We start from the raw sequence: 26,198 nt of genomic DNA on the forward strand, positions 1-26,198 counted from the left end.
TGACATCCCTGTTTATTTTCCCTTAGTGAAAAAGCACCACAGTAAATGAAATTATATTAACGATTCGACATCGATATTTCTTTAAAACATACAAAAAGCATATATCCTAGACGGATATATGCTTTCCTTTTATTCTTGCCCTACACGCTTCACTTCTACGTTTTTAATACGTTCACGTACAACGTGACTTGCCATAATTAGGCCTGCCACAGATGGTACGAATGCATTTGATGAAGGTGGTAATTTCGCTTTACGAATTTTTGCATTTTCGTCTGGTACGATTTCTTTACGTACTTCTTCACGAATTACGATTGGGTTTTCGTCAGAGAAGACAACTTTTACACCTTTTTTAATACCATCTTTACGAAGCTTCGTACGAATTACTTTCGCAATTGGATCTGTATGTGTTTTAGAAATGTCCGCAATACGGAAACGAGTTGGGTCCATTTTATTTGCCGCACCCATACATGAGATAATTTTGATTTTACGACGTAAACATTGTTTAATTAAATGAATTTTGAACGTAATCGTATCAGATGCATCTACTACGAAATCTAAACCGTGTTTAAAGAACTCTTCATATGTTTCATCTGTATAAAACATCTCTAGTCCAATTACTTCACACTCTGGATTAATATCTGCAATACGCTCTTTCATTAATTCTACTTTTGAACGTCCTACAGTAGATACTAACGCGTGAATTTGACGGTTTACGTTTGTAATATCTACAACATCTTTGTCAACTAATACGAGACGTCCTACGCCAGAACGTGCTAACGCTTCTGCCGAAAATGATCCTACGCCGCCAATACCTAAAATACCGACTGTACTATTTTTTAATATTTCAAGGCCTTCTTTTCCAAAGGCTAATTCATTACGTGAAAATTGATGTAACATTCAGCTCTACACTCCTATTACAAAAATGGTCTACCATGTATTCTAGCGTTTTTCCGACTATTTGTATAGAAAAAGTTATATAATTCCTAAAAATACGTATTTCAAACAAGGAAAACATAATGTAAAACCGGACCTTTTTCTTACGTATACGTTTAAAAAGGAGGATTTAGAGAACCTAGCAGATTGAGGCACGTATGCTAGGAGGAGCGCAGTGTAGGAGTACTACTCGAGCACCGGACTAGCATACGTAACGATGAGATGCGACAGTTATCTGAACCGGACTTTTTAAACTTCCCCTCAAAAAAAGCCTAGACGGCTATAGTATAACCATCTAGACTCTATTCTTACTTCTCTTCTTTCAAGCTCAATTTTAAGCTTAGCTCTTCAAGCTGAGCTTCTGCAACTGGGCTTGGCGCTTCTGTTAATAAGCAGCTTGCGCTTGCTGTTTTCGGGAATGCAATTGTATCACGAAGGTTCGTACGACCTGCAAGTAACATAACAAGACGGTCTAAACCTAATGCGATTCCGCCGTGTGGTGGTGTACCGTATTCGAATGCTTCTAATAAGAATCCGAATTGTTCTTGTGCTTCTTCTTGTGAGAATCCAAGTGCTTTGAACATTTTTTCTTGTACGTCACGCTCGTAAATACGAAGTGATCCACCACCAAGCTCATAACCGTTTAATACAAGGTCATATGCTTGTGCACGTGCTTTTTCTGGTGCTGTTTCTAATAACTCAACGTCTTCACGGAATGGCATTGTGAATGGGTGGTGAGCTGCGAAGTAACGATCTGCATCTTCATCGTACTCAAGAAGTGGCCAATCAGTTACCCATAGGAAGTTAAATTTACTTTCGTCAATTAACTCAAGTTCTTTACCTAGACGTAAACGAAGTGCACCTAAGCTATCTGCAACAACACTTTTCTTATCTGCTACGAATAGTAATAAGTCACCAGCATCCGCTTCTAATGTACTCATTAACACGTTTGCCTCTTCTTCACCGAAGAATTTCGCAATCGGTCCTTTTAAGCCGTCTTCTTCAACTTTAAGCCAAGCTAGACCTTTTGCACCGTATACTTTGGCGAATTCAGTTAATGCATCGATGTCTTTACGAGAGTATTTGCTCGCTGCACCTTTTGCGTTAATCGCTTTTACTTGTCCGCCGTTTTCTACAGCACTTGTAAATACTTTAAATCCACAACCTACTGCAAATTCAGATAGGTCTTTTAGTTCCATTTCAAAGCGTGTATCCGGCTTATCAGAACCAAAGCGAGCCATTGCATCAGCATATTTCATACGAGGGAATGGTGCACTAACTTCTACACCTTTTGCATCCTTCATGACTTTCGTCATCATACGCTCCATCATTTCTAAAATTTCATCTTGTGTTAAGAATGATGCCTCGATATCAATTTGCGTGAATTCCGGTTGACGGTCCGCACGTAAATCTTCGTCACGGAAACAACGTGCTACTTGATAGTAACGCTCAAATCCACCGACCATAAGAAGCTGTTTAAATAGCTGCGGAGATTGAGGTAATGCATAAAATTCACCATCATGCACACGGCTTGGTACTAAATAGTCGCGAGCTCCTTCTGGCGTGCTCTTCGTTAAAATTGGTGTTTCAACTTCTAAGAACTCTTCTGTATCTAAGAAGTTACGAATTGTTTTCGTTACGTCATGACGCATTTTGAATGTGTTGAACATTGCAGGACGACGTAAGTCTAAGTAACGATATTTTAAACGCACATCTTCTGATGCATCTGTATCATCAGCAATAATGATTGGCGTTGTTTTCGCTGCGTTTAATACATTTACTTTCGATGCTTGTACTTCAATACGACCAGTTGCCATATTATCATTAATTGCGCCTTCACCACGTTCAACAACTGTACCTTCTACGTGCAATACGTATTCGCTACGAATCGTTTCTGCTACTTCTAATGCTTCTTTTGATGTTTCTGGATTAAATACAACTTGTACGATACCTGTACGGTCACGTAAGTCGATAAAGATTAATCCGCCTAAATCACGGCGTTTTTGTACCCAACCTTTTAATTGAACTGTTTGTCCAATCGCTTCTACTGTTACTTTTCCGCATGCATGTGTTCTTTCAGCCACTTTAAGTTCCCCCTATATTAATTTCTCTGCTACATATGAAGCAAATACATCTAACGCTACTTCTTCTTGTCCGCCTGTTGCCATATCTTTTAAGTTAATGATGCCTTTATCTAACTCATCTTCCCCTAATACAGCTACGTATTTCGCATTTAAACGATCTGCAGATTTAAATTGTGCTTTCATTTTGCGATCTAAATAATCTTTTTCAACTGATAATCCAGCTTTACGAAGATCGAACGCAACTTTTGCAGCACGGTCTTTCGCTTTTTCACCAAGTGCTACAACGTAACAATCAATACTATGTTCAATTGGTAACTCAATATTTTCAGCCTTCAGCGCCATAATTAAACGCTCAATACTCATCGCAAAACCGATACCTGGCATTTCCGGTCCACCGATTTCTTGTACAAGTCCGTTATAACGGCCACCGCCACTTAATGTTGTGATAGCACCGAAACCTTCTGCCTCACTCATAATTTCAAAAACAGTGTGTTGGTAGTAATCTAAACCACGTACTAAATTCGGATCTTTCTCAAATGGAACATCCATCATCGTTAGTAGTTCTTGTACTTTGTCGTAGTATACTGCTGAATCTTCGTTTAAGTATTCTGTAATAGATGGTGCCGTGCTCATTAATTCATGATTACGGTCCTTCTTACAGTCTAAAATACGAAGAGGGTTTTTTTCTAAGCGAGATTGGCAATCAGAACAGAATTCTCCGATGTGCGGCTCAAAGTGAGCAATTAACGCATCACGGTGCGCTTGACGACTCGCTGCATCACCTAAGCTATTTAATACAACTTTAATATTTTTTAAGCCCATGCCGCGGTAAAACTCTACAGCAAGTGCAATTACTTCTGCATCAATTGCTGGATCGTTACTACCAATTGCTTCAATACCGAATTGTACGAATTGACGATAGCGACCTGCTTGTGGTCTTTCGTAACGGAACATTTGACCGATATAGTATAATTTCGTTGGTTGTGTTGCATCACCGAACATTTTGTTTTCAACGTAAGAACGTACAACAGGTGCAGTACCTTCTGGACGTAATGTTAAACTACGCTCTCCACGGTCTTGGAATGAATACATTTCTTTTTGTACGATATCTGTCGTATCACCAACACCACGTAAAAATAGCTCTGTATGCTCAAAAATTGGTGTACGAATTTCTTTATAATTGTGACGACGGCAAATGTCGCGCGCTTGCCCTTCGATATACTGCCATAACTCAACACTACCTGGAAGAATATCTTGCGTTCCGCGTGGGATTTGAATAGACATATTCAGTTCCTCCTCAAATTGTTTTAATCTTAATAAAAATAAAAAAACTCCCGCCTCTACTGTTTGAACAGTAGGGACGAGAGTATTATACCCGTGGTGCCACCCTAATTGAAGCACGTATGCTTCCACTTTTTTAATAACGCTTAAATTTGCGTTCATCTCTACTAAGCGTATAAGCCTTTCAAGTTGAAACCTACAGAGTGTCATTCAATCAGTCATCATGTAGAAATGTTTTCAGCCTAGGACATTTCTTCTCTTTCCATGTGTATCTCATTTACTCTCCTCTATCAACGGCTATATTCATATGTAAATATAAAATTACTATACGTTTGTTGAGTAGGATTGTCAAGTGCTCTAAGAGCGCTCAATTTGCTTCTTTAGGCGCTTTACATCTTGTAGTGAAATTCCAAACTCAGAAGCAAGCTCCATTGAAGTATTGTTTTGTTCTTTTGAAATAAAATCATGAAAATTTACGTTAAACAGTTGATTTGCACCATTTGTAACAGAATGCCCTTTTTCATTCATACGCATACGTATATCCCTCACATTCAATATAGATGTTTTACTTTTTATTGTTCCATATTGATGAAAGAGTTATACATAACCGAAACAGCTATTGATTCCAAATAAAGTGAAACTTTAATGAATAGGGGTTTTGTCCATCGCCACTCATTATTAGCCCTCACTAATCAGGCTTTTACGAGCAGTGGATCTCCCACAAATAGCGGGATAAATGAACAAAACATACAACAATGTATGAAAAAAGAGAGGACCTATAATCCTCTCTTCTTCGGCAACACTATTTACTTTCTACAATTAAGGTCACCGGACCATCATTGATTAAAGAAACGTCCATCATTGCTCCGAACTGTCCTGTCTCCACATGCAGTCCTTGTCTACGAACTTCTTCATTAAAGAAATCATATAAATGTTCTGCATAATCAGGTTTCGCAGCATCCATAAAGTTTGGACGTCTTCCTTTACGGCAATCTCCGTATAATGTAAATTGCGAAATAGATAGAACTTGTCCCTTCATATCAAGTACAGAGTGGTTCATCTTTCCGCTCTCATCTTCAAAAATACGTAGGTTTGCAATTTTTTCTGCGATATAAGTTGCATCTTTTTCTGTATCTTCATGCGTAATGCCAACTAGTAATGTTAAACCGAATGGAATTTGTCCTACAATCTCGCCATCTACTGTGACAGACGCTTCCTTTGATCGTTGTAAAACAACTCTCATCTTTTCTACACTCCCTATTAATGCATCATGCGTCGTACGGCATAAATTTCTGGAACACGTTTAATGCGCTCTACTACTTTTTTCAAGTGTTGTAAGTTTCGAATAGAAATCGACATGTTAATCGTTGCCATCTTATTACGATCACTTCTACCAGAAACAGCTGAGATATACGTCTTCGTTTCTGTAACAGCTTGTAATACTTCATTCAATAAACCACGACGATCATAGCCTGAAATTTCAATATCAACATTGTACTCAATTTCTTTTTCAGGACTACCTTCCCAATCTACTTCTAGTAAACGCTCCACCGCTTCTTCTGTATGCACATTGACGCAATCGCAACGGTGAATTGATACGCCTCGACCTTTCGTAATATACCCAACGATATCATCTCCTGGAACTGGGTTACAGCATTTTGATAAACGAATTAACAAATTATCTGCACCACTTACCTTTACACCAGAATCCCATTTTCGAATTTTCATCGGTTTACGAACTTCTTTAACTTCAACGATGTCTTCTTCTTCACGTTGTTTACGGAACTTGTCCGTTAGTCGCGTAACAATTTGCGCTGCTGTAATTCCGTTATATCCAACTGCTGCAAACATATCTTCTTCATTTGCAAAGTTAAACTTCTCAGCGACACGTTTTAAATTATCAAGCGCTAATACTTCTTTCATCTCATACTCTAAGCCACGCACTTCTTTTTCAACAAGTTCACGGCCTTTTTCAATATTTTCATCTCTACGTTGTTTCTTAAAGAATTGACGGATTTTATTTTTCGCATGAGATGTTTGAGCAAGCTTTACCCAATCTTGACTTGGACCATACGAATGTTTCGATGTTAAAATTTCAATGATGTCACCAGTTTTCAACTTATAATCAAGCGTCACCATTTTCCCATTTACTTTTGCACCAATTGTCTTGTTTCCAATTTCCGAATGGACACGATACGAAAAATCAATTGGAACAGAGCCAAGTGGTAATTCCATTACATCGCCTTTTGGTGTAAAGACGAATACCATGTCAGAGAATAAATCAATTTTTAATGACTCCATAAATTCTTCTGCATTAGAAGCTTCATTTTGCCATTCTAATATTTGACGGAACCAAGTTAGTTTCTTCTCTAATGTACCCGTTGTTTCTGCTGCTTTACCTTCTTTATACGCCCAATGTGCCGCGATTCCGAATTCTGCGATCTCATGCATTTCTTTCGTACGAATTTGCACTTCTAGCGGATCACCTTTTGGTCCAATTACAGTCGTATGAAGAGATTGATATAAATTTGCTTTCGGCATTGCAATATAATCTTTAAAACGACCTGGCATTGGTTTCCAGCACGTATGAATAATTCCAAGCACCGCATAGCAATCTTTAATACTATTCACAACGACACGTACAGCTAGTAAATCGTAAATTTCATTGAATTGTTTATTTTGCAATGCCATTTTACGATAAATACTGTAAATATGTTTTGGTCTTCCAGAAATCTCAGGTTGAATTGAAACCTCTTTTAATTTCTCGCGAATGCCAGTCATTACTTCATCTAAATATTCTTCACGCTCTGCACGTTTACGCTTCATTAAATTCACAATACGATAATATTGCTGCGGGTTTAAATAGCGAAGTGACGTATCCTCTAACTCCCATTTAATAGTACTAATTCCGAGTCTATGTGCTAAAGGTGCAAAGATTTCTAACGTTTCATTCGCAATGCGACGCTGCTTCTCTTGAGGCAAATGTTTCAATGTACGCATGTTATGAAGACGATCAGCTAGTTTAATTAAAATAACTCGAATATCTTGAGCCATTGCGATAAACATTTTGCGATGGTTTTCTGCTTGTTGCTGCTCATGGGATTTATATTTAATCTTTCCAAGCTTTGTAACACCATCGACAAGCATAGCGATTTCTTTATTAAATTCCCGTTCAATGTCTTCTAATGTAATTTCTGTATCTTCCACTACATCATGTAAGAAACCTGCCGATACTGTAGCCGGATCCATGTGTAAATCAACTAAAATACCTGCAACTTGAATTGGGTGAATAATATATGGTTCACCCGATTTTCTATATTGTTCGCTATGTGCATCACGCGCATATTCATAGGCACGTGCCACTAGCTCAATATCTCCATCCGCTAAATATTGACTTGCTTTCTCGAGTACCTGTTCAGCTGTTAGTACTTGCTCATTTGCCATCGAATCACCTTTTATTGAAAATTGACTTTATCTTTATTGAATAGAATAAATTATATTCTATCATTATAACCCAATGATTGTGAATTGTGAAAAGGAAAAGATTTTACTGACATTTCACCATGTTTTTTTGTGCAATTATACAAAAGTACCCGTTCCTCTCCAAGAGATTCACGGGTACTTTTTTATCACCGTAGTTTCACCTATATAATGATTAGTATTTTTCTAATACTAATACATCGTAACCATCTAACATTTTACGACCATCTAAGTAAGTAAGCTCTACTAAAAATGCAATTCCTGCTACAACTCCACCAAGTTCTTCAACTAGTTTAATTGTCGCTTCGATTGTTCCACCTGTAGCTAATAAGTCATCTGTAATTAATACACGTTGGCCGGGCTTAATTGCATCTTTATGGATTGTTAAAACATCCGTTCCATATTCTTTACCGTAGTCAACTGTAATTACTTCACGTGGTAATTTTCCTAATTTACGAACTGGTGCGAAACCTACTTCTAATGCATAAGAAACTGGGCAACCAATAATAAAACCACGAGCTTCTGGTCCTACTACAACATCAATGTCTCTTTTATTTGCATACTCAACGATTGCATCTGTTGCTGCTTTATATGCTTTTCCGTCGTTCATTAAAGGTGTAATGTCTTTAAACACAATACCTTCTTTCGGATAATCTGGTACAATTGCGATATGTTGCTTGAAATCCATATTTCTGAATCCTCCTCAGATATAAAAGGTTTGTAAATACAAATCCTTTACCCTAACTGTTCTACTTATTTATGATCACGAATCGTTTCAAACCATGTATATAGTTGCTGATATGTGCTATAAACCAATTCTTTCTCTAATTGTAAGTGGTTCATTTTCTCACGATATGTGTTCGATTCAATTAAATCACGCTTTTGTTTTTTGTCTGCCATAAAAATGACACCGTCTTTTATTGTAACAAATTCTAACTCAAAAAACACCTGTGTCATGAAATTTACTGTATCTTTTGACCAACCTTTATGACGACACAGTTGTTCCCCATATTGCCTTAAAGAAAATGGTGTTTTTTGGCTTAAGAAAGAATAGTACCATTTAAAATGTTCCCTCGTTGGGACCGTACTAAATAAATGATTATTCTCTTGATAAAATAGCGTGTAAATTCGAGCTGGGAATCCAGCCTTAAATACATCACCTAATTCATCTGTTCCTTTCGGCAAATCAAGTAGCACAATGTATTGATCATCAAAATGAGCTACCTCTGATGCATGCACGATATGCTCTTTATAGCCTTCTAAAGAAAATTTATTCAATACCTCTTCAGAAAAATACACCAATGTTATTTTTTCTTTCGGAAGTTCTGCTAAATTTACTTCTACATTACGCATACTACGCCAGTCAAATAATTGCCATGCCTCTACAGCAATATCTTGCACCATTAATTGCGGCTTTTTAAAGTTATTCCATTCATTAATGGACACTTCTCCTACTACAGAAACCTTCGCAACTGGAGAGATTTCTTTCGCATAAGTACCAAATCCAAATCCAATCGTGTCCAGTGTTGCTTGTCCATCACGAAGAGCCATTTTTAAATGCGAACCATCAGATCCAATTGCACGGATACTTTCTAATTCGGCATCTTTCACCGCAATACGCGGTTTCGGATTTCCTACGCCAAATGGCGCTAACTTTTGCATATCCTCAATCGCGGCAAGCGTTACATCCTCTACTTTACAAAATGCATCCACTGCTGTAATCGGAATAAAATCTTCTGCTGTTAAAATTACATCTGCTTGCTCATTTAACCTGCGTCTTAATTCATCCACATCATTCATATTAAGTGTCATTCCCGCTGCCATCGGATGACCTCCGAAATGCGGTAACAATTCACGGCAATCTGAAAGGTTTGCAAACAAATCAAATCCTGCAATACTACGAGCCGATCCCTTTGCTGTTTCTTTATGAGGATCAATGCTTAATACAATCGTCGGACGATAAAAACGTTCAACTAACTTAGAAGCGACAATTCCAATTACCCCTGGATTCCAACCTTCTTTTGCAAGGACTAACACTTTATTTTCTTCTGGCGGGAAATTATTTTCGACTTCAGCGATAGCTTCTTCAGTAATTTGCTTTACAATATCTTTTCGAAGTTTGTTCAGCTCATCAATTTCTTCAGCTAGCTCTTTCGCTTCCTCTGGATCTTCTGATAATAAAAGATGTACAGCAGGTGTTGCATCTTCCAAACGACCAACTGCATTAATACGAGGTGCGAGTGCGAACCCGATGCTTTCTTCTGTAATTTCGCTTTGCGAAACGTTAGCGACTTTAAATAACGCCTTTAAACCGATATTTCGAGTCATTCGCATATGCTTCAGTCCACGCTGTACTAATAATCTATTTTCACCGTGAAGCGATACTAAATCGGCTACCGTACCGATTACTGCAATTTCCAACAAATGCTCTGGCACACGGCCCAAAAGTGCATGTGCAACTTTAAATGCAACACCAACACCCGCTAAATAATGAAACGGATAAACACCGCCTTCTAATTTCGGGTGAATAATCGCAAGTGCCTCTGGTAATTCTGGTGATGGCTCATGATGATCTGTAATAATAAGATCTATTCCAAGTTCCTTCGCTACCTTCGCTTCATGTACCGCTGCGATACCAGTATCGACAGTAATAATTAGTGAGAACCCTGCACTGTGCGCCCAACGAAACGCTTCTTCATTCGGTCCATAGCCTTCAGTAAAACGATTTGGAATATAAAACTCTACTTCTGCACCTAATTCTTTGAGAGCAAGATATAACACAGTCGTACTACTTACTCCGTCCGCATCGTAATCGCCAAATATTAATATCTGTTCTCCATTTTCAATAGCTTTTTTCACACGTTCTACAGTCCGATCCATTCCTTCAAGTAAAAATGGATCATGAAATTCTTGATCTGCTGTATTTAAAAAGTCTACAATCTTATCTTCTGTATTTAAGCCTCTGCCAAGAAATAATGAAGTCACAAGAGGTGATAGTTGCAATTTATTTGCTAATTCACTCACTAGTTCCTCATTATATTCTTTTTCTTTCCAACGCGTCTTCGGTTGTAACACGAAATCACCCCTTAACCTATCCATTATACAAGACAGATTAAGGGGTGACAATATAATGCAAACTACGATTCGATATCTATATAATTAAATATCCGTTATGTTTAATTTGGGGAATACGGATTAATATGTACAAAAACGTTTTGTACGTTATCTTGTTTCATAAGTTTTTCTTTTACATGTTTTCCGATGCGGTGACCTTCTTCTACAGTGATATATGGATCTACAGATACTTTAATATCGACAATAACATAGTGGCCATGTTCTCTTGCATATAAAGAGCCAATTTTTTTCACACCTTCCACTTGAAAAACTGCCTCCCTAAGCGGAAAAACATCTTCTTCATGCAGAACATGATCGAGCGTTGCATGAATAGCTTCTGCTCCAATACTCCACGCCATCTTAGCAACGAGAATTGAAACAAATAATCCCGCAATTGGATCGGCATATACAAGCCAATCTATACCTAACTTACCGCCGATAATAGCTGCACAAATGCCGATTAAAGCTGCAATTGAAGAAAACACATCCGAACGATGTTCATATGCATTTGCAATAATTGCAGCACTATTTATCCTCTTCCCTAATCGATATTTATACTGAAACATCCCTTCTTTCACTACAATCGAAAGAATAACTGCAAAAATCGTAATTCCTTTTGGTGGTTCCAAATCTTGTGAAAAAGCTTTTATAGACGAAATCGCTATCTCTATTCCAACAATAAATAATAATACCGCAACAATAATCGCTGAAATCGATTCCGCTTTACCATGACCATACGGATGATCTTCATCAGGCGGTTGCTTTGCCGCTCGTAATCCAAAAAGTACAGCTAACGAGCCAATTACATCTGATCCAGAATGCACTGCATCCGCTAAAAGTGCCTTACTGTTTCCAATATAACCAATTGCGGCTTTTACAATCGCTAATATAATATTACCAACGATTCCGACAATAGCACCAAACTCGGCCTGTTTAAAACGTTCATCTTTTTCCATAATTGAAATCCCTTCTTTTCTTAACCTATCTTTTTATCCCGCTATTTGCGAGCAGTAAGCCCCCCACCTCAAAATCCGGCAAATACAAGGAAGTTAGGTGGGAGATCAACTGCCCGTAAAAGCCCGATTGGTGAGGGCTAATAATAAGTAGGGATGAACAAAACCCCCACTTATTAAAGTTTCACTTTATTTTAACAAAATCAGCGATAACATCACCACTTTATTCCATTTCATTCTTTCAAAAGTTGCTATCTTATTGTATCCACAAACGAAAAAAGAGATGCCCCATAATGAGACATCATCTTTTTATACTTGCGGTTCAGGTTCTTCTTTCTCAACCTTCTTCTTGTTTTTTCCCTTTTTCAAACGACGGTTTTCAAGCATTAACCAAATTTGAGAAGCAACGAAAATAGAAGAGTACGTACCTACAACTAATCCAATTAATAATGCAAGTGAGAAGTTACGCAGTGATTCACTACCGAAAATAAGTAGTGTGATTACTGGGAATAACACTGTTAACACTGTATTAATTGAACGACCAATTGTTTGACGAATACTTGAGTTTACGATTTCTTCTAAATCTTTTATGTCGCGAACTCGTTTTTTCTGTTTGTATAACTCACGGTTTCTATCAAACGTAACAATCGAGTCATTGATAGAGTAACCAATAATCGTTAATACCGCAGCGATAAACGTTAAGTCTACCTCTATCTGGAAAAGACTAAATACAACAATCATAACGAATGCATCATGTAATAATGCGATTACTGCAGATACTGCGTACGTAAGACGGAAACGAATACTTACGTATAAAACGATTACTGCAGAAGCAATTAGTACTGCGATAAATGCATTTCGTGCAATCTCTTTACCGATTGTCGGCGAAACTGTACTTACATTCGGATCTGTACCGTATTTATCGTGGAAGAATGTTTTTGTTTTCGCAATTTCATCTTTCGATAGAACACCTACTGTACGAACTGCGAAACCTTTATTGTCATCTCCGGTCGGTACAATATCTTCTTCCTTCACATCGATGTTCAATTCTTTCAAATCTTTATGAACATTAGAAACAGTAGTTGCTTGTTTTGATTGCAAGTCGATACGTGTACCACTTGCAAAGTCAATACCAAGATTCATTTTGAAAATCGGTAATATAATTGCCCCAGCAATTACAACTACAATTGAGAATAAGAAAAATTTATGACCGATATTTACGAAGTTAATACGATCAAATCTCGTCGGTGGATGTACTACACCTTTTGTTAATGGAATAATATCCTTTTCCTTAACACCAAAGTAAGATAGTTTCTTATCAAAGTAACGGCTCTTTACAAGTAAACCTAGTAAGAAACGAGTACCGAATACGTTCGTAATGAAACCAACTAAAATACTTACGATTAAACTTGTTGCGAATCCTTTTACAGAGCTATTACCGTAAGCGAATAATACACCAGCTGCTGCAATTGTTGTAATGTTCGCATCTAAAATTGTCGCTAATGAACGATGGTTACCAGCACGGAATGCTGACATCATCGACTTACCAATTTTAAGCTCTTCCTTCAATCTCTCGTACGTAATGATATTCGCATCAACTGCGATACCAACCCCGAGCACTAATGCCGCAATACCCGGTAACGTAAGAACTGCATGCATCCAGTTAAAGACAAGTAATGTAACGAAAATGTATAAACCTAACATAATAACCGCTACAAGTCCTGGTAAACGGTAGAATACAAGCATGAATAAGAAGATAATAGCAATACCGATCGCACTAGCGAAAATCGTTTGCTCTAATGCTTGTTGACCAAATTTCGCTCCAACAGATGTTGAATACATTTCTTTTAAATCAACAGGAAGTGCACCTGCATTTAATAAAGATGAAAGCTCTTTCGCACTTTCAACTGTAAAGTTTCCACCTACGATAGATACTTCAGCTTGGTTAAATACTTGGCTTACTGTTGCTGCTGATAAAAACTTCGGATTCGGTTTTGCAGATTCTGCTTTATATGAATCTTTTCCTTCTTCAAAATCAAGCCAAATTACCATTAAATTCGTTGGTGGTGGCATTTTTGAAATCTTTTCAGTTACTTCACGGAATTTTTCAGCGCTTTTTAGTGTAAGACCTACGCTCGCACGGCCTTGCTCATCAAATGTTTGCTTCGCTCCGCCGCCTTTTAAATCCGTTCCGTCCATAAGAAGGTTATCATCCACATCACGGAATGTTAGTTTCGCTTGTGTTGATAACATTTCACGTGCTTTTTGCTGATCTTGTACACCAGCAAGCTGTACACGAATTCGATCTTCCCCTTCGATTTGAATGTTCGGCTCACTTACACCAAGAACATTGACACGATTTTCAAGAGCACCTACTGTACTTACAAGTGCATCACGATCGATTTTATCACCTTTTTTGGCTGGTTTTACTTCATACAGAATTTCAAAACCACCGCGAAGGTCTAGTCCTAGACTAATTCCTTTTGCTATGTCTTTTCCTGCCGCACCAATTACTCCACCAATTAATAAAACGATGAGGAAAAAGGCGGCAATTCTTGTACCACGCTTTGCCATATGTACCCTCTTTCTGCTACTAACACTTTCAATAAATCTCTTACGATTCATTTTCGCACGTGTGCATACGCCTAGTTAGTAGACTTACTTTCTATAAAATACATGTATTTCCGCTAGTTCATCACTAGCTGTGTCGGTAAGCTTTTCACAATACCTACACTTTCATTATTTATTTTTTCTCTTCACTACCTCCTTTATATATAATCTTAGACATAATTAATTCCTCTTTATCAATACCTATCATTATACTGCAAAAGGAAGAACAAACCAATTACAGTCGGTTATTTATTTTCATATTCATCAAACGACCAAAGTGGCGCCTGATATGCTTCAACAGTTAAATAATTCATATATTCATTAGTACTTACTCTTAATACATCATTTACTAATGCATACAACCTAACATCACTGTCTATCTTTTTCCACTTTTTCACCTTGAGAAACTTCCAAATATCATTATCTGTCACTCGGTCATAGCCAAACATGTGAAACTCTTCTACTTTACTTTCTAAAACGACTTGTAACTGTCCGCGGTATGATTCTACCAAAGCCTCATTATCCAACATATATAACATCTCCTTCTTATTTCAGCACAAAAAGTCGCTTTTAATCCCGCTCTAATGGACAGTAATAACTTCTTTCAAGAGTACCATTCATACTTCACTCTCTTAAATGCTTGTCATTCTTGTCTCATACGTGCATATAAATTATTGTAAATCATTCCATTGATTTTGAGAAGGTAGGAGAAGAGTATGACGAGACAAAGCTTTTTAAAAGGTGCATTTATTTTAATGATAGCTGGCTTTATTACAAAAATCCTTGGATTTATTAACCGCATTGTAATGGCACGTATTTTAGGCGAAGAAGGCGTTGGCCTTTATATGATGGCTGTCCCCACCTTCATTTTAGCAATTACACTAACACAAATTGGCCTTCCTGTTGCAATCGCAAAATTTGTAGCAGAAGCGGAAGCAGTGAACGATAAACAAAGAGTTAAAAAAATATTAACTGTCTCGCTAGCCGTTACATCCATTATTAGCATCATTTTAACAATTGGGATTATGCTACTCACACCTATTTTAGCAAAAACATTATTAACAGATGAAAGAACTTACTATCCATTAATGGCTATTTTACCTGTCGTCCCCGTTATTGCAGTTTCTTCCGTTTTACGTGGTTATTTCCAAGGGAAACAAAACATGAAGCCGAGCGCTTACGCTCAAGTCATAGAACAAGTTGTCCGCATTACAATTATCGCTGTATGCATTCGGTTATTTTTACCTTACGGCGTAGAATATGCTGCAGCCGGTGCCATGCTATCAGCTGTTCTAGGTGAAGTTGCATCTTTATTATTTTTACTTACTTTATTCCAACGCGAAAAACATTTATCTATACGCTCTGGATTTTTCACTACTGTAAAGGAGAGCAAAAATACGTTTTATTCCCTTATGGACATTGCTTTACCAACTACAGGAAGCCGTTTAATTGGTTCCGTTTCTTATTTCTTTGAACCTATCGTCGTTATGCAAAGCTTAGCGATCGCCGGCGTTGCTGCTTCTGTCGCAACTCAGCAATACGGTATATTAAACGGATATGCGTTCCCGCTTCTATCACTGCCAGCCTTTATTACATACGCTCTTTCTACAGCACTCGTCCCATCAATTAGCGAGGCAATGGCAAAGAGACAACACAAATTAGTGGAACACCGATTACAACAAGCACTTCGAATTTCCTTAATAACTGGCGGATGGTCAGTCGTTATATTATATGTATTTGCTTCTCCAGTTTTAACTCTCATGTACGGATCAGACAACGCGGCCGCGTTCATCCAGCTTCTTGCACCTTGCTTTTTATTTCATTATTTCCAAAGTCCCCTTACGTCTGTGTTGCAAGCTTTAAACTTAGCACGCGCTGCTATGATGAACACATTCATTGGCGCTATCGTAAAATTAATCGTTATCTTTGTACTCGCTTCACGCCCAGAGTTCCAAATGATGGGGGTTGCCCTCGCCATCGCAGCAAATATAGTAACCGTAACATTCCTTCACTACGCCACTGTTTTAAAGAAAATTGCATTTACCATTTATGCAAAAGACTATATTTTCGGCGGAATTGCTATCGGGATTGCTGGTACCTTCGGTTTTTATCTTCATAAGTATATCGTTTTTTCTCATTCACTTGGCATACAAACATTATGGGAAATCACTTTAACAACAATCGTTTATATCGTTCTCCTCTTCGTTTTCAAACTCATTCGAAAAGAAGAATTAAGTCGTCTCCCTATCATTCGGAAACTTTCATTTTTGAAGTAAGCAGGCTTGCCATTCAAAATGGTAAGCCTCTAATTTTCTTTCAAATCAACGAAAAACTGTCCATTTTGAAAACTACAATATAAAATCCGTTTCACATCTTTATAACCTAAGTTATTCATTTTCTCAACGAGCCACCCATCTGTATGTTCGATCATTTGCAAATGATTGTATTGAATTTCTCCATCAATAATTAGTGGGAGTGTAAAAATTGGTGTATCATTTTTGCTCTTTTTACTTTTTTGTTTTTGAAAGACAGATAACTTTCCAGATGGTTCTAAAATAGCGTATTCTACATCACGCACATCTCCGATTCCTTGCTCACGTAGCTGCATCAATAAATCATCTATGTTATATCGCTGCTTCCGCATCTTTTTTTCATCAATTTTACCTGCATTCACAAGAATCGCAGGCTCCCCTTCTATTAAATGCCGAAAACGCTGAAACTTTAAAGAAATGACCGACAAAATGATTTGTATACACATAAGAAAAGTCATTGGAACTAATTGATGCCAAAGTGATTTATCTGTATTTTCGATTGCCACTACAGCCATTTCACCGAGCATAATGAATACAACTAAATCTAATACACTTAATTCTCCAATTTCACGTTTACCCATAAGACGAAAAATAATTAAAATGATTATATACAAAAGCATTGTTCGTCCGATTATTGATACCCATTCCATTTCTACATCCCCTTTTTTTACTTATAGGCTCCCCTACAAAAAAGAAACTAGTCTAACTTAAACAAAATGAAAATATGCTTGTATTAAAAAGGGGGAATGCATAATGGATGGAACGAAAAAATTATCGAGCGCAATCGGCTTCGGTATTATTACCTTATTAATCCTCGCATCTATTACAAGTATGATCATGGCTCTTTTATTAAAATTTACGAATATTAATGAAGGGACATTAGTAATTATTATTTTTATAATAGCCCTTCTATCTATGCTTATGTCTGGATTTATTGCTGGTAAAAAGGCACAAGGAAAAGGATGGCTAGTAGGTTTCACAACAGGCCTTACATTCGCTATTCTCGTCTTTCTCGTTAACTATTTAGGCTTCTCTCAAACTTTATCGAACTCACAGTTACTCTACCAATTAGCATTAATGGGTGCGAGTACACTCGGAGGTATTTTCGGTGTAAATATGTCAAAACAAAATAGTTAAAAAAAAGGCCCTGCACATTTCATGCAGGGCCTTCATCATTAGTTTTTCACAACTTCACGAATCGCATTGCGATCGAAAGTTAAGTGTGCACCACCAGATTTAACAACAATTTTTGTTTCATCCACTGATTCGATTGTAGCGTGTAAACCACCGATTGTTACGATAGCATCACCTTTTTTGATTTCATTTTGCATTTGAGCAACTGCTTTTTGACGCTTTTGTTGTGGGCGAATTAATAAGAAATAGAAAATCGCAAACATCGCAACAATCATAACGATATTCATCATACCTGCATTCATCTTGTGTTCCTCCTTTTAAATTATGTATTAGAAGTTTTTAGCATTCGGTTTATTAAAGCCATACTGTTCAAAGAACTCTTCGCGGAAATCGCCAAGACGGTCTTCACGAATAGCTTGTCTCACCTGCTCCATTAAGTTTAACAGAAAATGAAGGTTGTGATAAGACGTTAAACGAATTCCGAACGTTTCATCACATTTCATTAAGTGACGAATGTACGCACGAGAATAGTTTTTACATGTGTAGCAATCACAGTTCGGATCAAGCGGCCCGAAGTCTCTAGCGAATTTCGCGTTTTTCACAACTAAGCGGCCTTCACTTGTCATACATGTACCATTTCGAGCGATACGAGTCGGAAGTACACAGTCAAACATATCAACACCGCGAATCGCACCATCAATTAACGAGTCAGGAGAACCTACACCCATTAAGTAACGTGGTTTATCATCAGGAAGAAGTGGTGTTGTAAACTCAAGAACACGATTCATAATATCCTTCGGTTCACCAACAGATAGACCGCCTATAGCATAGCCAGGGAAGTCCATTGAAACAAGATCTTTCGCACTTTGACGACGAAGCTCTTCAAACTCCCCGCCCTGTACAATACCGAATAAACCTTGATCTTGTGGACGTTCATGCGCCTTTAGGCAACGCTCTGCCCAGCGGCTTGTACGCTCTACCGACTTTTTCATGTATTCAAAAGTAGCTGGGAACGGTGGACACTCATCAAATGCCATCATGATATCTGAACCTAATGCATTTTGGATTTCCATCGCTTTTTCTGGAGATAAGAATAATTTATCGCCATTTAAGTGATTGCGGAAATGAACGCCTTCCTCTTCAATACGTCGGAAATCACTTAAGCTAAATACTTGGAATCCACCTGAATCCGTTAAGATTGCACGATCCCAGTTCATAAACTTATGCAAGCCACCTGCTTCACGAATAATTTCGTGGCCTGGACGTAGCCATAAATGATACGTATTGCTTAAAATAATGCCAGAATCCATTGCTTTTAATTCTTCTGGTGACATTGTTTTAACTGTTGCAAGTGTACCAACTGGCATAAATGTCGGTGTATCAAATGAGCCGTGTGGCGTGTGCACTCGACCTAAACGCGCACCCGTTTGTTTACAAGTTTTAATAAATTCATAACGAATTGCTGTCATAATTTACTCCTTTTATTTGTTTCTCATTTTAGCGTGAGATGCAACGAACATCGCATCACCGAAACTAAAGAAACGATATTTTTCTTTTACTGCTTCATTATAAGCATGAAGTACATTATCTCTATTTGAAAATGCACTTACAAGCATAATTAATGTTGATTTCGGCAAATGGAAGTTTGTAATTAAACCATCAATTGCTTTAAATTCATATCCTGGGTACATAAAAATATCTGTCCAGCCAGAAGCTGCGCAAAGCTTACCACTATTATCTGTCGCAATCGTTTCTAACGTACGAGTTGATGTCGTACCTACAGTAATAATACGGCCGCCACTCTCTTTCACGCGGTTTAATAACGCCGCAGTCTCTTCAGACATATGGTAATACTCTGCGTGCATATGATGCTCTTCAATAGTATCTGCAGAAACTGGTCTAAAAGTTCCAAGTCCTACATGGAGTGTAATGAATGCTAACCCGACGCCTTTTTGCTTCAATTTCTCAAGTAACTCTTCTGTAAAGTGAAGGCCAGCCGTCGGTGCTGCTGCTGAACCGATTTCCTTCGCATATACCGTTTGATAACGATCGCGATCTTCTAGCGTCTCTTTAATATACGGAGGAAGTGGCATTTCTCCAAGCTCGTCTAAAATTTCATAAAAGATGCCGTCATATGAAAACTCAAGTTGACGCCCACCTTGATCTGCTGTTCCAATGCAAGTTGCTTTTAACTTTCCTTCACCAAAAGAGATGACAGTTCCTTCTTTTACACGCTTCGCTGGCTTTATAAGCGTTTCCCACTTATCGCCTTCTTCTTGTTTTAGAAGAAGTACTTCAATGTGCGCGCCTGTATCTTCTTTCACACCGTGCAAACGAGCAGGCATAACTTTCGTTTCATTTAAAACTAAGCAATCCCCCTCATGTAAGTAAGAAAGAATGTCTGTAAAATGTTTATGCTCAATATCGCCTGTTTCACGATCTAACACCATTAATCTTGATGTTTCACGATCTTCTAATGGGATTTGTGCAATAAGTTCTTCTGGTAAATGAAAATCAAACAGATTAATATCCATAACTGTATCCACCTATTTCTTATTTAAATCGATTTATTATATACATAATAAAAGATAATACAATACTTAACACAATACATGTAATGATAGGAAAATAAAAGGTAACGTTACCTTTTTTCACAAAAATATCGCCTGGAAGCCTTCCTATGAACTTCCAAGCTAATCCAACAACAATGAGCAAAATACCAGCTGTAATAAGCAGCTTTGGCATCTCCGTCATACTTTTGGCATCTCCATTCCGAAATGCTCATATGCGAGCGGTGTTACGATCCGGCCTCTTGGCGTTCTTTGTAAAAAGCCAATTTGTAATAAATACGGCTCATACACATCTTCAATCGTATGAGATTCTTCCCCAATCGTTGCTGAAACAGTTTCTAATCCAACTGGACCACCGCGGAACTTTTCAATAATACCAAGCAGTAATTTATGGTCGATATGATCAAGTCCTAATTTATCTACTTGTAATAGTTCTAACGCCATTTGTGTAATTTCCATCGCAATCGTTCCGTCACTGCGAACTTGTGCGAAGTCACGTACACGTCGTAATAGACGATTCGCAATACGAGGTGTACCACGAGCACGTCTTGCAATTTCTAATGCAGCTAACGAATCTATTTCAACTTCAAACACTTCTGCTGTACGTTCTACAATCGCAGAAAGCTGATCTACTGTATAGTACTCTAATCGTGAAAGTACACCGAAACGGTCACGAAGTGGTGCTGATAATGCACCTGCACGCGTCGTTGCCCCAACTAGCGTAAATGGAGGTAAATCTAGACGTACAGAGCGAGCTGACGGTCCTTTCCCAATAACGATATCAAGGCAAAAGTCTTCCATCGCTGGGTATAACACTTCTTCAATAGATCTATGCAAACGATGAATTTCATCAATAAATAATACATCCCCAGGCTGAAGTGCTGTTAATACAGCCGCTAAATCTCCTGGTCTTTCAATTGCAGGACCTGACGTCGTTCGAATGTTAACACCCATTTCATTGGCAATAATATTCGCAAGCGTCGTTTTACCAAGTCCAGGTGGGCCATATAAAAGTACGTGATCTAACGTTTCTTCACGCATTTTCGCCGCTTCAATAAACACTTCTAAATTATGTTTCGCTTTATCTTGGCCAATATACTGACGGAGCGTCTGTGGCCGTAATGAATACTCTAAATCCGCATCTTCGTATCCAGATTCCCCTGAAAGGAGACGTTCGTCCATTATACTCACCTCTTACCATTTAGTAAAAGACTAAGTGCCTTTTTAATATATTGATCCGTCGTTAGTGATTCTTTTAATAACTCTGGTACAACGCGAGAGACTTCTCGTTCTGCATAGCCAAGTGCACGCAGTGCTTCCAGTGCTTCATCAAGTTCAACTGATGAACCTTTCTTCGTATCAAAACTTTCAGTATCTGAGAACAAATCAACAAACGCATCTGGTACAACATCTGCTAGTTTTCCTTTTAAATCTAAAATCATTTGGCGCGCTGTTTTCTTTCCGACGCCTGGGAACTTCACTAAGAACTTCTCATCTTCATGTTCAATCGCTTGAACGACCTGTCCGGTTTGACCAGAAGCTAAAATTGCAAGAGCACCTTTTGGTCCAATCCCCGATACACCTAACAATTTTGTAAATAATAAACGCTCTTCACGTGTTTTAAACCCGTAAAGTGCCATAATATCTTCTCTCACATAATGATATGTATAGACACGGATTTCTTGCTTACTTCTTTGAAATACATACGGATTTGGTGTGAAAATTTGATAACCAATTCCATTATGGTCAATTACGACATATTCCGGTCCTACATACTCCACGTAACCTGTAACATATTCAAACAAAATACGATCTCTCCCTCTCAAATCATGTATTCCATTTTAACATATTTAACAATAGAAAAGCGAGACTGCCCCAACAAATGTTCCCCGTTTACAATTTCCGTTTTTTTCTATTGACATAAATACAAAAAGAACATTAATATACAGAAGTCGATAATGATTATCAATATTAATTAAAGGGGTTACATCAGGATGAAACAAAAGCTATTTATTTTATTTACTATTATGCTAGTTGTTCTTTCTATCGTTGGCTGTTCTTCTCAAAAAGAAGAAGCAAAAGCAAAAGAACAACCGAAAACAAAAGTTGTAAAACATGCTAAAGGGGAAGCAACAATTCCAGCTAATCCAAAGAGAATTGTTGATTTATCTGGATCAACAGAGGAATTATTAATCCTTGGACATAAACCTGTTGGCACAGCAAACACATATAAAGATAAAATCCAAAATCACTTAACGGACAAGCTAGACGGGGTAAAGGCAGTCGGCTGGTACTGGGCACCTAAAGTTGATTTAGAGGCTGTTACCGCTTTAAAACCAGACTTAATTATTTTAAACAATCGTCAATTGAAAATTTATGATCAACTAGAAAAAGTGGCACCGACAGTTGTTCTAGAAACAAATCTAGAAGACTGGCGCGGTAAGTTTAAAGAAGTAGGTAAACTATTTGGCGAAGAAAAGAAAGCCGACAAATGGATTGCAGATTACGATAAAAAAGCAGACTCTTTATCTAAAAAAATTAAAGAAAAAACAAAAGATGAGAACTTTATGTTCGTTGCAGTAACACCACAAAACTTCCGTGTATACGGTAGCTTCGGATACGGTGACATCATCTTTAACGACTTAAAGCTTCCAGCAACAAAAGGTACAGATTTAAAACAAACGATGGCACAAGTATCACTAGAAGGTCTTGTTGCATTCCAGCCTGATCAAATGTTTATTGTAAACTTCGGCGGAGAAGCTGATAAAGTGTACGAAGACTATAAAAACAGTGCGGTTTGGAAAGATAATAAAGCAGTAAAAAACAATCACGTATATGAAGTATCGAATGAAATCTTCAATACGAAAGCATTCAATCCAATCGGAAAAGATATGCTAATTGATGAAATCGCAAAAGAGATTTTAGCTAAGAATAAATAAGAAAAAAAGCAGCTCACCCTGAGCTGCTTTTTTTCTTATTTTGCACTGCGTATTGCTTCATTTTTTCGATTGTCTTCACGAATCCTTCTTTTGACTTAATACGAATACCACGCTTTAGTTTTGCTCGCTCATAACTCTCAAGCTTTTTCATATCAATTTGAAAGAAGGAATGGATCGCGTTATCACTTTTCGGTACCCCTTTAAAAATTTGCAATATCCCTTCCTCTGAAACACCAAAATAACCGCTCGTTTTCAGTAAAGGAGAAATATCATCAACTTTCCTTTGTAATACGATTTGCACATCATCACGATCAACAAGTTGCCATTCTTTATATTGCTGCAAAAACTTTTCTAAATCCGCTACTTTTTCTGTCAGTATTTCCTCACTTACTTCTCCATCAACATACATGCGCTCTAATAAAATTGTAACTTGAGGTTCTTTTTCTACTACTTCTGCCCTCACATCGGATCCATAAGCTAAGCAAAACATCACAACGAAAGCTTGCACTGCAATTAGCATCCATTTCATTTCCGTTCACCTCTTCTAGGCAAAATCATACTTTCATTTGTAGCTTTTCCGGAAATGGGGGTTTTATCCATATAAACAATAGCATTAAATTTCTAAGGAAAATAAAAAATGCAGATAAGGGTTAATCCTCATCTGCATGTATCATTTACTTTTATATAAAATGAAAGACGCCTGCAAAGCAGGCGTCTGATGCGTTTACGGCGAAAGACCAGGCGACCACATTCGCGTGTTTAGCACTTAAGCATATCTCTCGACTTACGTAAATTAGCTCATCGCTTTGCTAATATAACATTAACAAGGTAGAAGCGCAATATATTTCTAAATATATTTTTCTTCCTCTTTCAACCAATTGAAATTTATGTAAATTATAAATTGATTAATGTAATATATATGTTACAATTAATGTTATAAATATAAACAGGGGATGAATGCCTTGAAAAAAATTAAAGATGAACGCCTCATACTTCAAATGTTAAAAAACATACGTATTGCCTTTCTTTTTCAATCAATTGGTATAATCGGAATTTTAGGCTATATCGGATTCACAAAAGGAATGGATCAAATTACGAAATCTCCATTGTGGTTATTATTTATTCTTACAAGTATTGTACTTAGTTATTTACAGTTAAGCGTTTCTATCGATGTAGAAGAAAGCGAAAATGAAATAAAGTTAACTCCTTATTACAAAATTATTTTACGCTCTCTTATTGTAGGAATTATCATGGCTATTATTTATATCATTTTCAGTCCAGAAAGACCTCTATTTGAAGCTATTTTAACAGGTGGTATTCTCTTCATATGCTTTTTAGCGTCTTACTCCGTTAGTTATTTTATAAAAAAACGACGTTTACAAGACGACGATGAATAAAGAGGAAGGGCTAGCCCTTCCTCTTTAATTTGTTATCGCATAGTACCAGTCAGACCGTAACGAATGTCTCGGAACATATTTGTTATGTCACGATTAAAATCGTTTGTAGCTGTGCCGTTACGTAAACGCGTACTCATTGCATCGACACGAGTAAACATGTCATTTCTTACAGAAACATATACGTTTCTATTTCCAACTTCATTCACAACAGCTTGACGAATTTCGTTCGCCATCGCTGTTTCATTCGTCGCTGTATTACGTGGTTTTACCGCAATCGCTACATCGTTCCCATATACAACTGTAGAAACTCGGTCTACGTTATTCATACGTTTCACACGATTCGTAATTTTCTCCGCAGTTTTACCATCATTGTTAATGTATGAATTGTTCATTGTAATATTACGAGTTGGATGTGGATTAGCAATTTGCCCATTGTAATTTACATCACGGTAATAATTATTATATCCTGTATCGTTACGACCGTTTCTATATGTTACATAATCTGTAGAACGATCGTTACGCGCTACATTATCACGATACTGGTGTGTATCATTATAAGATGTGCGCTCGTAATTGTAGTTACGTCCATCCATCGCATTATTATCTTTTGGTGTACCACATGCAGCTAATGCACTGGTAACTAACAAAGAAGCAGCAATAACTTTTACTTTCGTATTCAATACAAAAACCCCCTCTGTTAGAATGAACTTCTCTTTCGAAAAGCTCCCCCTTATGATGAGTAACAGAGAGGTTTTTTACACTGTTAATATTTCACTAGGAATTTTCTAGCACTTAATGTAAATTCACCATATTCCTGACTATCACGAATACAAAAAAGGCGGGAATAACCCCACCTTTTTTTAAACTTCCTCTTCGTCCTCTTCTTCTGAAACTGGTTCTCCAAATACGTTTGGTGGGTCCGGCTGATAATACATCGTTCCTGGCTGTGGTGCATATGCTGGCTGAGTTGGTTGATAATATAAAGGATTAGCATATTGTGGTCCACCCGGTTGCGGACTATATAACCTACTTTCTCCTCCGCATCCACAATCTTCTTCACCTTGCACGAGTGGCGGCATATTATTATCCATTGGCATCATATTTGGATTTGGCATAGAAGTATATTGCGGCGCCATTTGTTGATACGGCATTTGATTGTATGGATTTTGTTGCTGATACGGCGGATATGGCGGCATCATTGGCTGTTGATATGGCATCATGTTTGGCATTTGGTTGTTATCCATTATCGGCATCATGTTTGGCATTTGATTGTTATCCATTATCGGCATCATGTTCGGCATTTGATTGTTATCCATTATCGGCATTATATTTGGCATTTGATTGTTATCCATTATCGGCATCATGTTTGGCATTTGATTGTTATCCATTAT

Annotated in this window: 24 protein-coding genes, 1 pseudogene and 1 other annotated feature; of the genes and pseudogenes, 4 read left to right on the forward strand and 21 right to left on the reverse strand. The window is 37.6% G+C overall.

From position 1 onward, the window contains the following. Positions 1–129 precede the first annotated feature (129 nt). The 11 genes from MR066_RS11845 to MR066_RS11895 all read right to left on the reverse strand — a co-directional run bounded on the left by MR066_RS11845 (position 130) and on the right by MR066_RS11895 (position 14,985). Positions 130–897, reverse strand: a complete 768-nt coding sequence (locus MR066_RS11845) for a tRNA threonylcarbamoyladenosine dehydratase (RefSeq protein WP_000903181.1) — start codon at positions 895–897, stop codon at positions 130–132. Positions 898–1,241: 344 nt separating this feature from the next. After that, the gene (gene aspS / locus MR066_RS11850) at positions 1,242–3,017 is read right to left on the reverse strand and encodes an aspartate--tRNA ligase (protein WP_242247222.1); all 1,776 of its coding nucleotides are present in this window, start codon (positions 3,015–3,017) and stop codon (positions 1,242–1,244) included. A 12-nt stretch (positions 3,018–3,029) separates the two neighbouring features. Next, positions 3,030–4,301 (reverse strand): histidine--tRNA ligase, encoded by a 1,272-nt coding sequence (hisS, locus tag MR066_RS11855; protein ID WP_242247231.1) that lies wholly within the window; start codon positions 4,299–4,301, stop codon positions 3,030–3,032. A gap of 69 nt (positions 4,302–4,370) precedes the next feature. Then, positions 4,371–4,601 (reverse strand) — a binding site (T-box leader). Positions 4,602–4,655: 54 nt separating this feature from the next. Further along, the gene (locus tag MR066_RS11860) at positions 4,656–4,832 is read right to left on the reverse strand and encodes a hypothetical protein (RefSeq protein ID WP_001242605.1); all 177 of its coding nucleotides are present in this window, start codon (positions 4,830–4,832) and stop codon (positions 4,656–4,658) included. Between the two features lie 268 nt (positions 4,833–5,100). Then, complete coding sequence (locus MR066_RS11865) at positions 5,101–5,541, reverse strand: D-tyrosyl-tRNA(Tyr) deacylase (RefSeq protein ID WP_242247239.1); 441 nt, start codon at positions 5,539–5,541, stop codon at positions 5,101–5,103. Between the two features lie 17 nt (positions 5,542–5,558). Further along, positions 5,559–7,742 (reverse strand): GTP diphosphokinase, encoded by a 2,184-nt coding sequence (relA, locus tag MR066_RS11870; RefSeq protein ID WP_002015304.1) that lies wholly within the window; start codon positions 7,740–7,742, stop codon positions 5,559–5,561. A gap of 211 nt (positions 7,743–7,953) precedes the next feature. After that, complete coding sequence (locus MR066_RS11875) at positions 7,954–8,466, reverse strand: adenine phosphoribosyltransferase (protein ID WP_002015305.1); 513 nt, start codon at positions 8,464–8,466, stop codon at positions 7,954–7,956. Positions 8,467–8,531: 65 nt separating this feature from the next. Next, the gene (recJ, locus tag MR066_RS11880; RefSeq protein WP_242247241.1) at positions 8,532–10,853 is read right to left on the reverse strand and encodes a single-stranded-DNA-specific exonuclease RecJ; all 2,322 of its coding nucleotides are present in this window, start codon (positions 10,851–10,853) and stop codon (positions 8,532–8,534) included. A 101-nt stretch (positions 10,854–10,954) separates the two neighbouring features. Beyond that, complete coding sequence (locus tag MR066_RS11885) at positions 10,955–11,848, reverse strand: cation diffusion facilitator family transporter (protein ID WP_242247243.1); 894 nt, start codon at positions 11,846–11,848, stop codon at positions 10,955–10,957. 306 nt (positions 11,849–12,154) lie between these two features. Beyond that, the gene (gene secDF / locus MR066_RS11890; protein WP_003191552.1) at positions 12,155–14,419 is read right to left on the reverse strand and encodes a protein translocase subunit SecDF; all 2,265 of its coding nucleotides are present in this window, start codon (positions 14,417–14,419) and stop codon (positions 12,155–12,157) included. Between the two features lie 281 nt (positions 14,420–14,700). Next, positions 14,701–14,985 carry a post-transcriptional regulator gene (locus MR066_RS11895; protein ID WP_002143227.1) on the reverse strand — a complete coding sequence of 95 codons (285 nt, stop codon included), beginning with the start codon at positions 14,983–14,985 and terminating at the stop codon, positions 14,701–14,703. Positions 14,986–15,171: 186 nt separating this feature from the next. Between MR066_RS11895 and spoVB the strand changes: the two genes are divergently transcribed. Further along, positions 15,172–16,731, forward strand: coding sequence for a stage V sporulation protein B (gene spoVB, locus MR066_RS11900; protein ID WP_002015313.1), 1,560 nt, complete (start codon positions 15,172–15,174; stop codon positions 16,729–16,731). Between the two features lie 29 nt (positions 16,732–16,760). Here spoVB and MR066_RS11905 read toward each other — a convergent pair whose 3' ends face one another. After that, a complete protein-coding gene (locus tag MR066_RS11905) occupies positions 16,761–17,417 on the reverse strand; it encodes a DUF421 domain-containing protein (protein WP_242247245.1) in 657 nt (218 codons plus the stop codon). Positions 17,418–17,520: 103 nt separating this feature from the next. Here MR066_RS11905 and MR066_RS11910 point away from each other — a divergent pair, with 103 nt between their 5' ends. Continuing rightward, entirely contained in the window at positions 17,521–17,904 is a 384-nt protein-coding gene (locus MR066_RS11910; RefSeq protein ID WP_002015315.1) for a TIGR04086 family membrane protein, read from the forward strand. Positions 17,905–17,942: 38 nt separating this feature from the next. Here MR066_RS11910 and yajC read toward each other — a convergent pair whose 3' ends face one another. From yajC to ruvA, 6 genes are read right to left on the reverse strand one after another with little or no spacing between them, the layout of a single operon-like run. Then, complete coding sequence (gene yajC / locus MR066_RS11915) at positions 17,943–18,203, reverse strand: preprotein translocase subunit YajC (protein WP_002015317.1); 261 nt, start codon at positions 18,201–18,203, stop codon at positions 17,943–17,945. A 27-nt stretch (positions 18,204–18,230) separates the two neighbouring features. After that, a complete protein-coding gene (tgt, locus tag MR066_RS11920; RefSeq protein WP_002015319.1) occupies positions 18,231–19,370 on the reverse strand; it encodes a tRNA guanosine(34) transglycosylase Tgt in 1,140 nt (379 codons plus the stop codon). Positions 19,371–19,382: 12 nt separating this feature from the next. Then, positions 19,383–20,435, reverse strand: coding sequence for a tRNA preQ1(34) S-adenosylmethionine ribosyltransferase-isomerase QueA (gene queA / locus MR066_RS11925; protein ID WP_242247253.1), 1,053 nt, complete (start codon positions 20,433–20,435; stop codon positions 19,383–19,385). A 19-nt stretch (positions 20,436–20,454) separates the two neighbouring features. After that, on the reverse strand, positions 20,455–20,655 hold the full coding sequence (locus MR066_RS11930; RefSeq protein WP_000138162.1) for a DUF2905 domain-containing protein: 201 nt from the start codon (positions 20,653–20,655) through the stop codon (positions 20,455–20,457). Further along, positions 20,652–21,653: a Holliday junction branch migration DNA helicase RuvB gene (gene ruvB, locus MR066_RS11935; protein WP_000344470.1), complete on the reverse strand. Its 1,002-nt coding sequence runs from the start codon at positions 21,651–21,653 to the stop codon at positions 20,652–20,654. Before ruvB ends, MR066_RS11930 begins: the two co-directional genes overlap by 4 nt. A gap of 5 nt (positions 21,654–21,658) precedes the next feature. Beyond that, the gene (gene ruvA, locus MR066_RS11940) at positions 21,659–22,276 is read right to left on the reverse strand and encodes a Holliday junction DNA helicase RuvA (protein ID WP_002088786.1); all 618 of its coding nucleotides are present in this window, start codon (positions 22,274–22,276) and stop codon (positions 21,659–21,661) included. Positions 22,277–22,465: 189 nt separating this feature from the next. On the opposite strand from ruvA, the gene MR066_RS11945 reads away from it, so the two are divergent. Beyond that, positions 22,466–23,410, forward strand: coding sequence for an iron-hydroxamate ABC transporter substrate-binding protein (locus MR066_RS11945; RefSeq protein ID WP_113935638.1), 945 nt, complete (start codon positions 22,466–22,468; stop codon positions 23,408–23,410). A 13-nt stretch (positions 23,411–23,423) separates the two neighbouring features. On the opposite strand, the gene MR066_RS11950 is transcribed toward MR066_RS11945, so the two are convergent. Next, positions 23,424–23,939, reverse strand: a complete 516-nt coding sequence (locus MR066_RS11950) for a BofC C-terminal domain-containing protein (protein WP_002015325.1) — start codon at positions 23,937–23,939, stop codon at positions 23,424–23,426. A gap of 433 nt (positions 23,940–24,372) precedes the next feature. Between MR066_RS11950 and MR066_RS11955 the strand changes: the two genes are divergently transcribed. Further along, positions 24,373–24,807: a branched-chain amino acid ABC transporter substrate-binding protein gene (locus tag MR066_RS11955; RefSeq protein WP_242247255.1), complete on the forward strand. Its 435-nt coding sequence runs from the start codon at positions 24,373–24,375 to the stop codon at positions 24,805–24,807. Between the two features lie 32 nt (positions 24,808–24,839). Here the strand turns inward: MR066_RS11955 and MR066_RS11960 are convergent, their stop codons facing one another. Both MR066_RS11960 and exsA read right to left on the reverse strand, forming a co-directional pair. Further along, the gene (locus MR066_RS11960; RefSeq protein WP_002034140.1) at positions 24,840–25,487 is read right to left on the reverse strand and encodes a YhcN/YlaJ family sporulation lipoprotein; all 648 of its coding nucleotides are present in this window, start codon (positions 25,485–25,487) and stop codon (positions 24,840–24,842) included. A gap of 180 nt (positions 25,488–25,667) precedes the next feature. After that, positions 25,668–26,198: pseudogene (gene exsA, locus MR066_RS11965) on the reverse strand (spore coat assembly protein ExsA); the annotation flags it as partial.

The sequence above is a fragment of the Bacillus cereus group sp. BfR-BA-01523 genome, from assembly GCF_022662615.1.
In the GTDB taxonomy this organism is placed as follows: Bacteria; Bacillota; Bacilli; order Bacillales; family Bacillaceae_G; genus Bacillus_A; species Bacillus_A mycoides.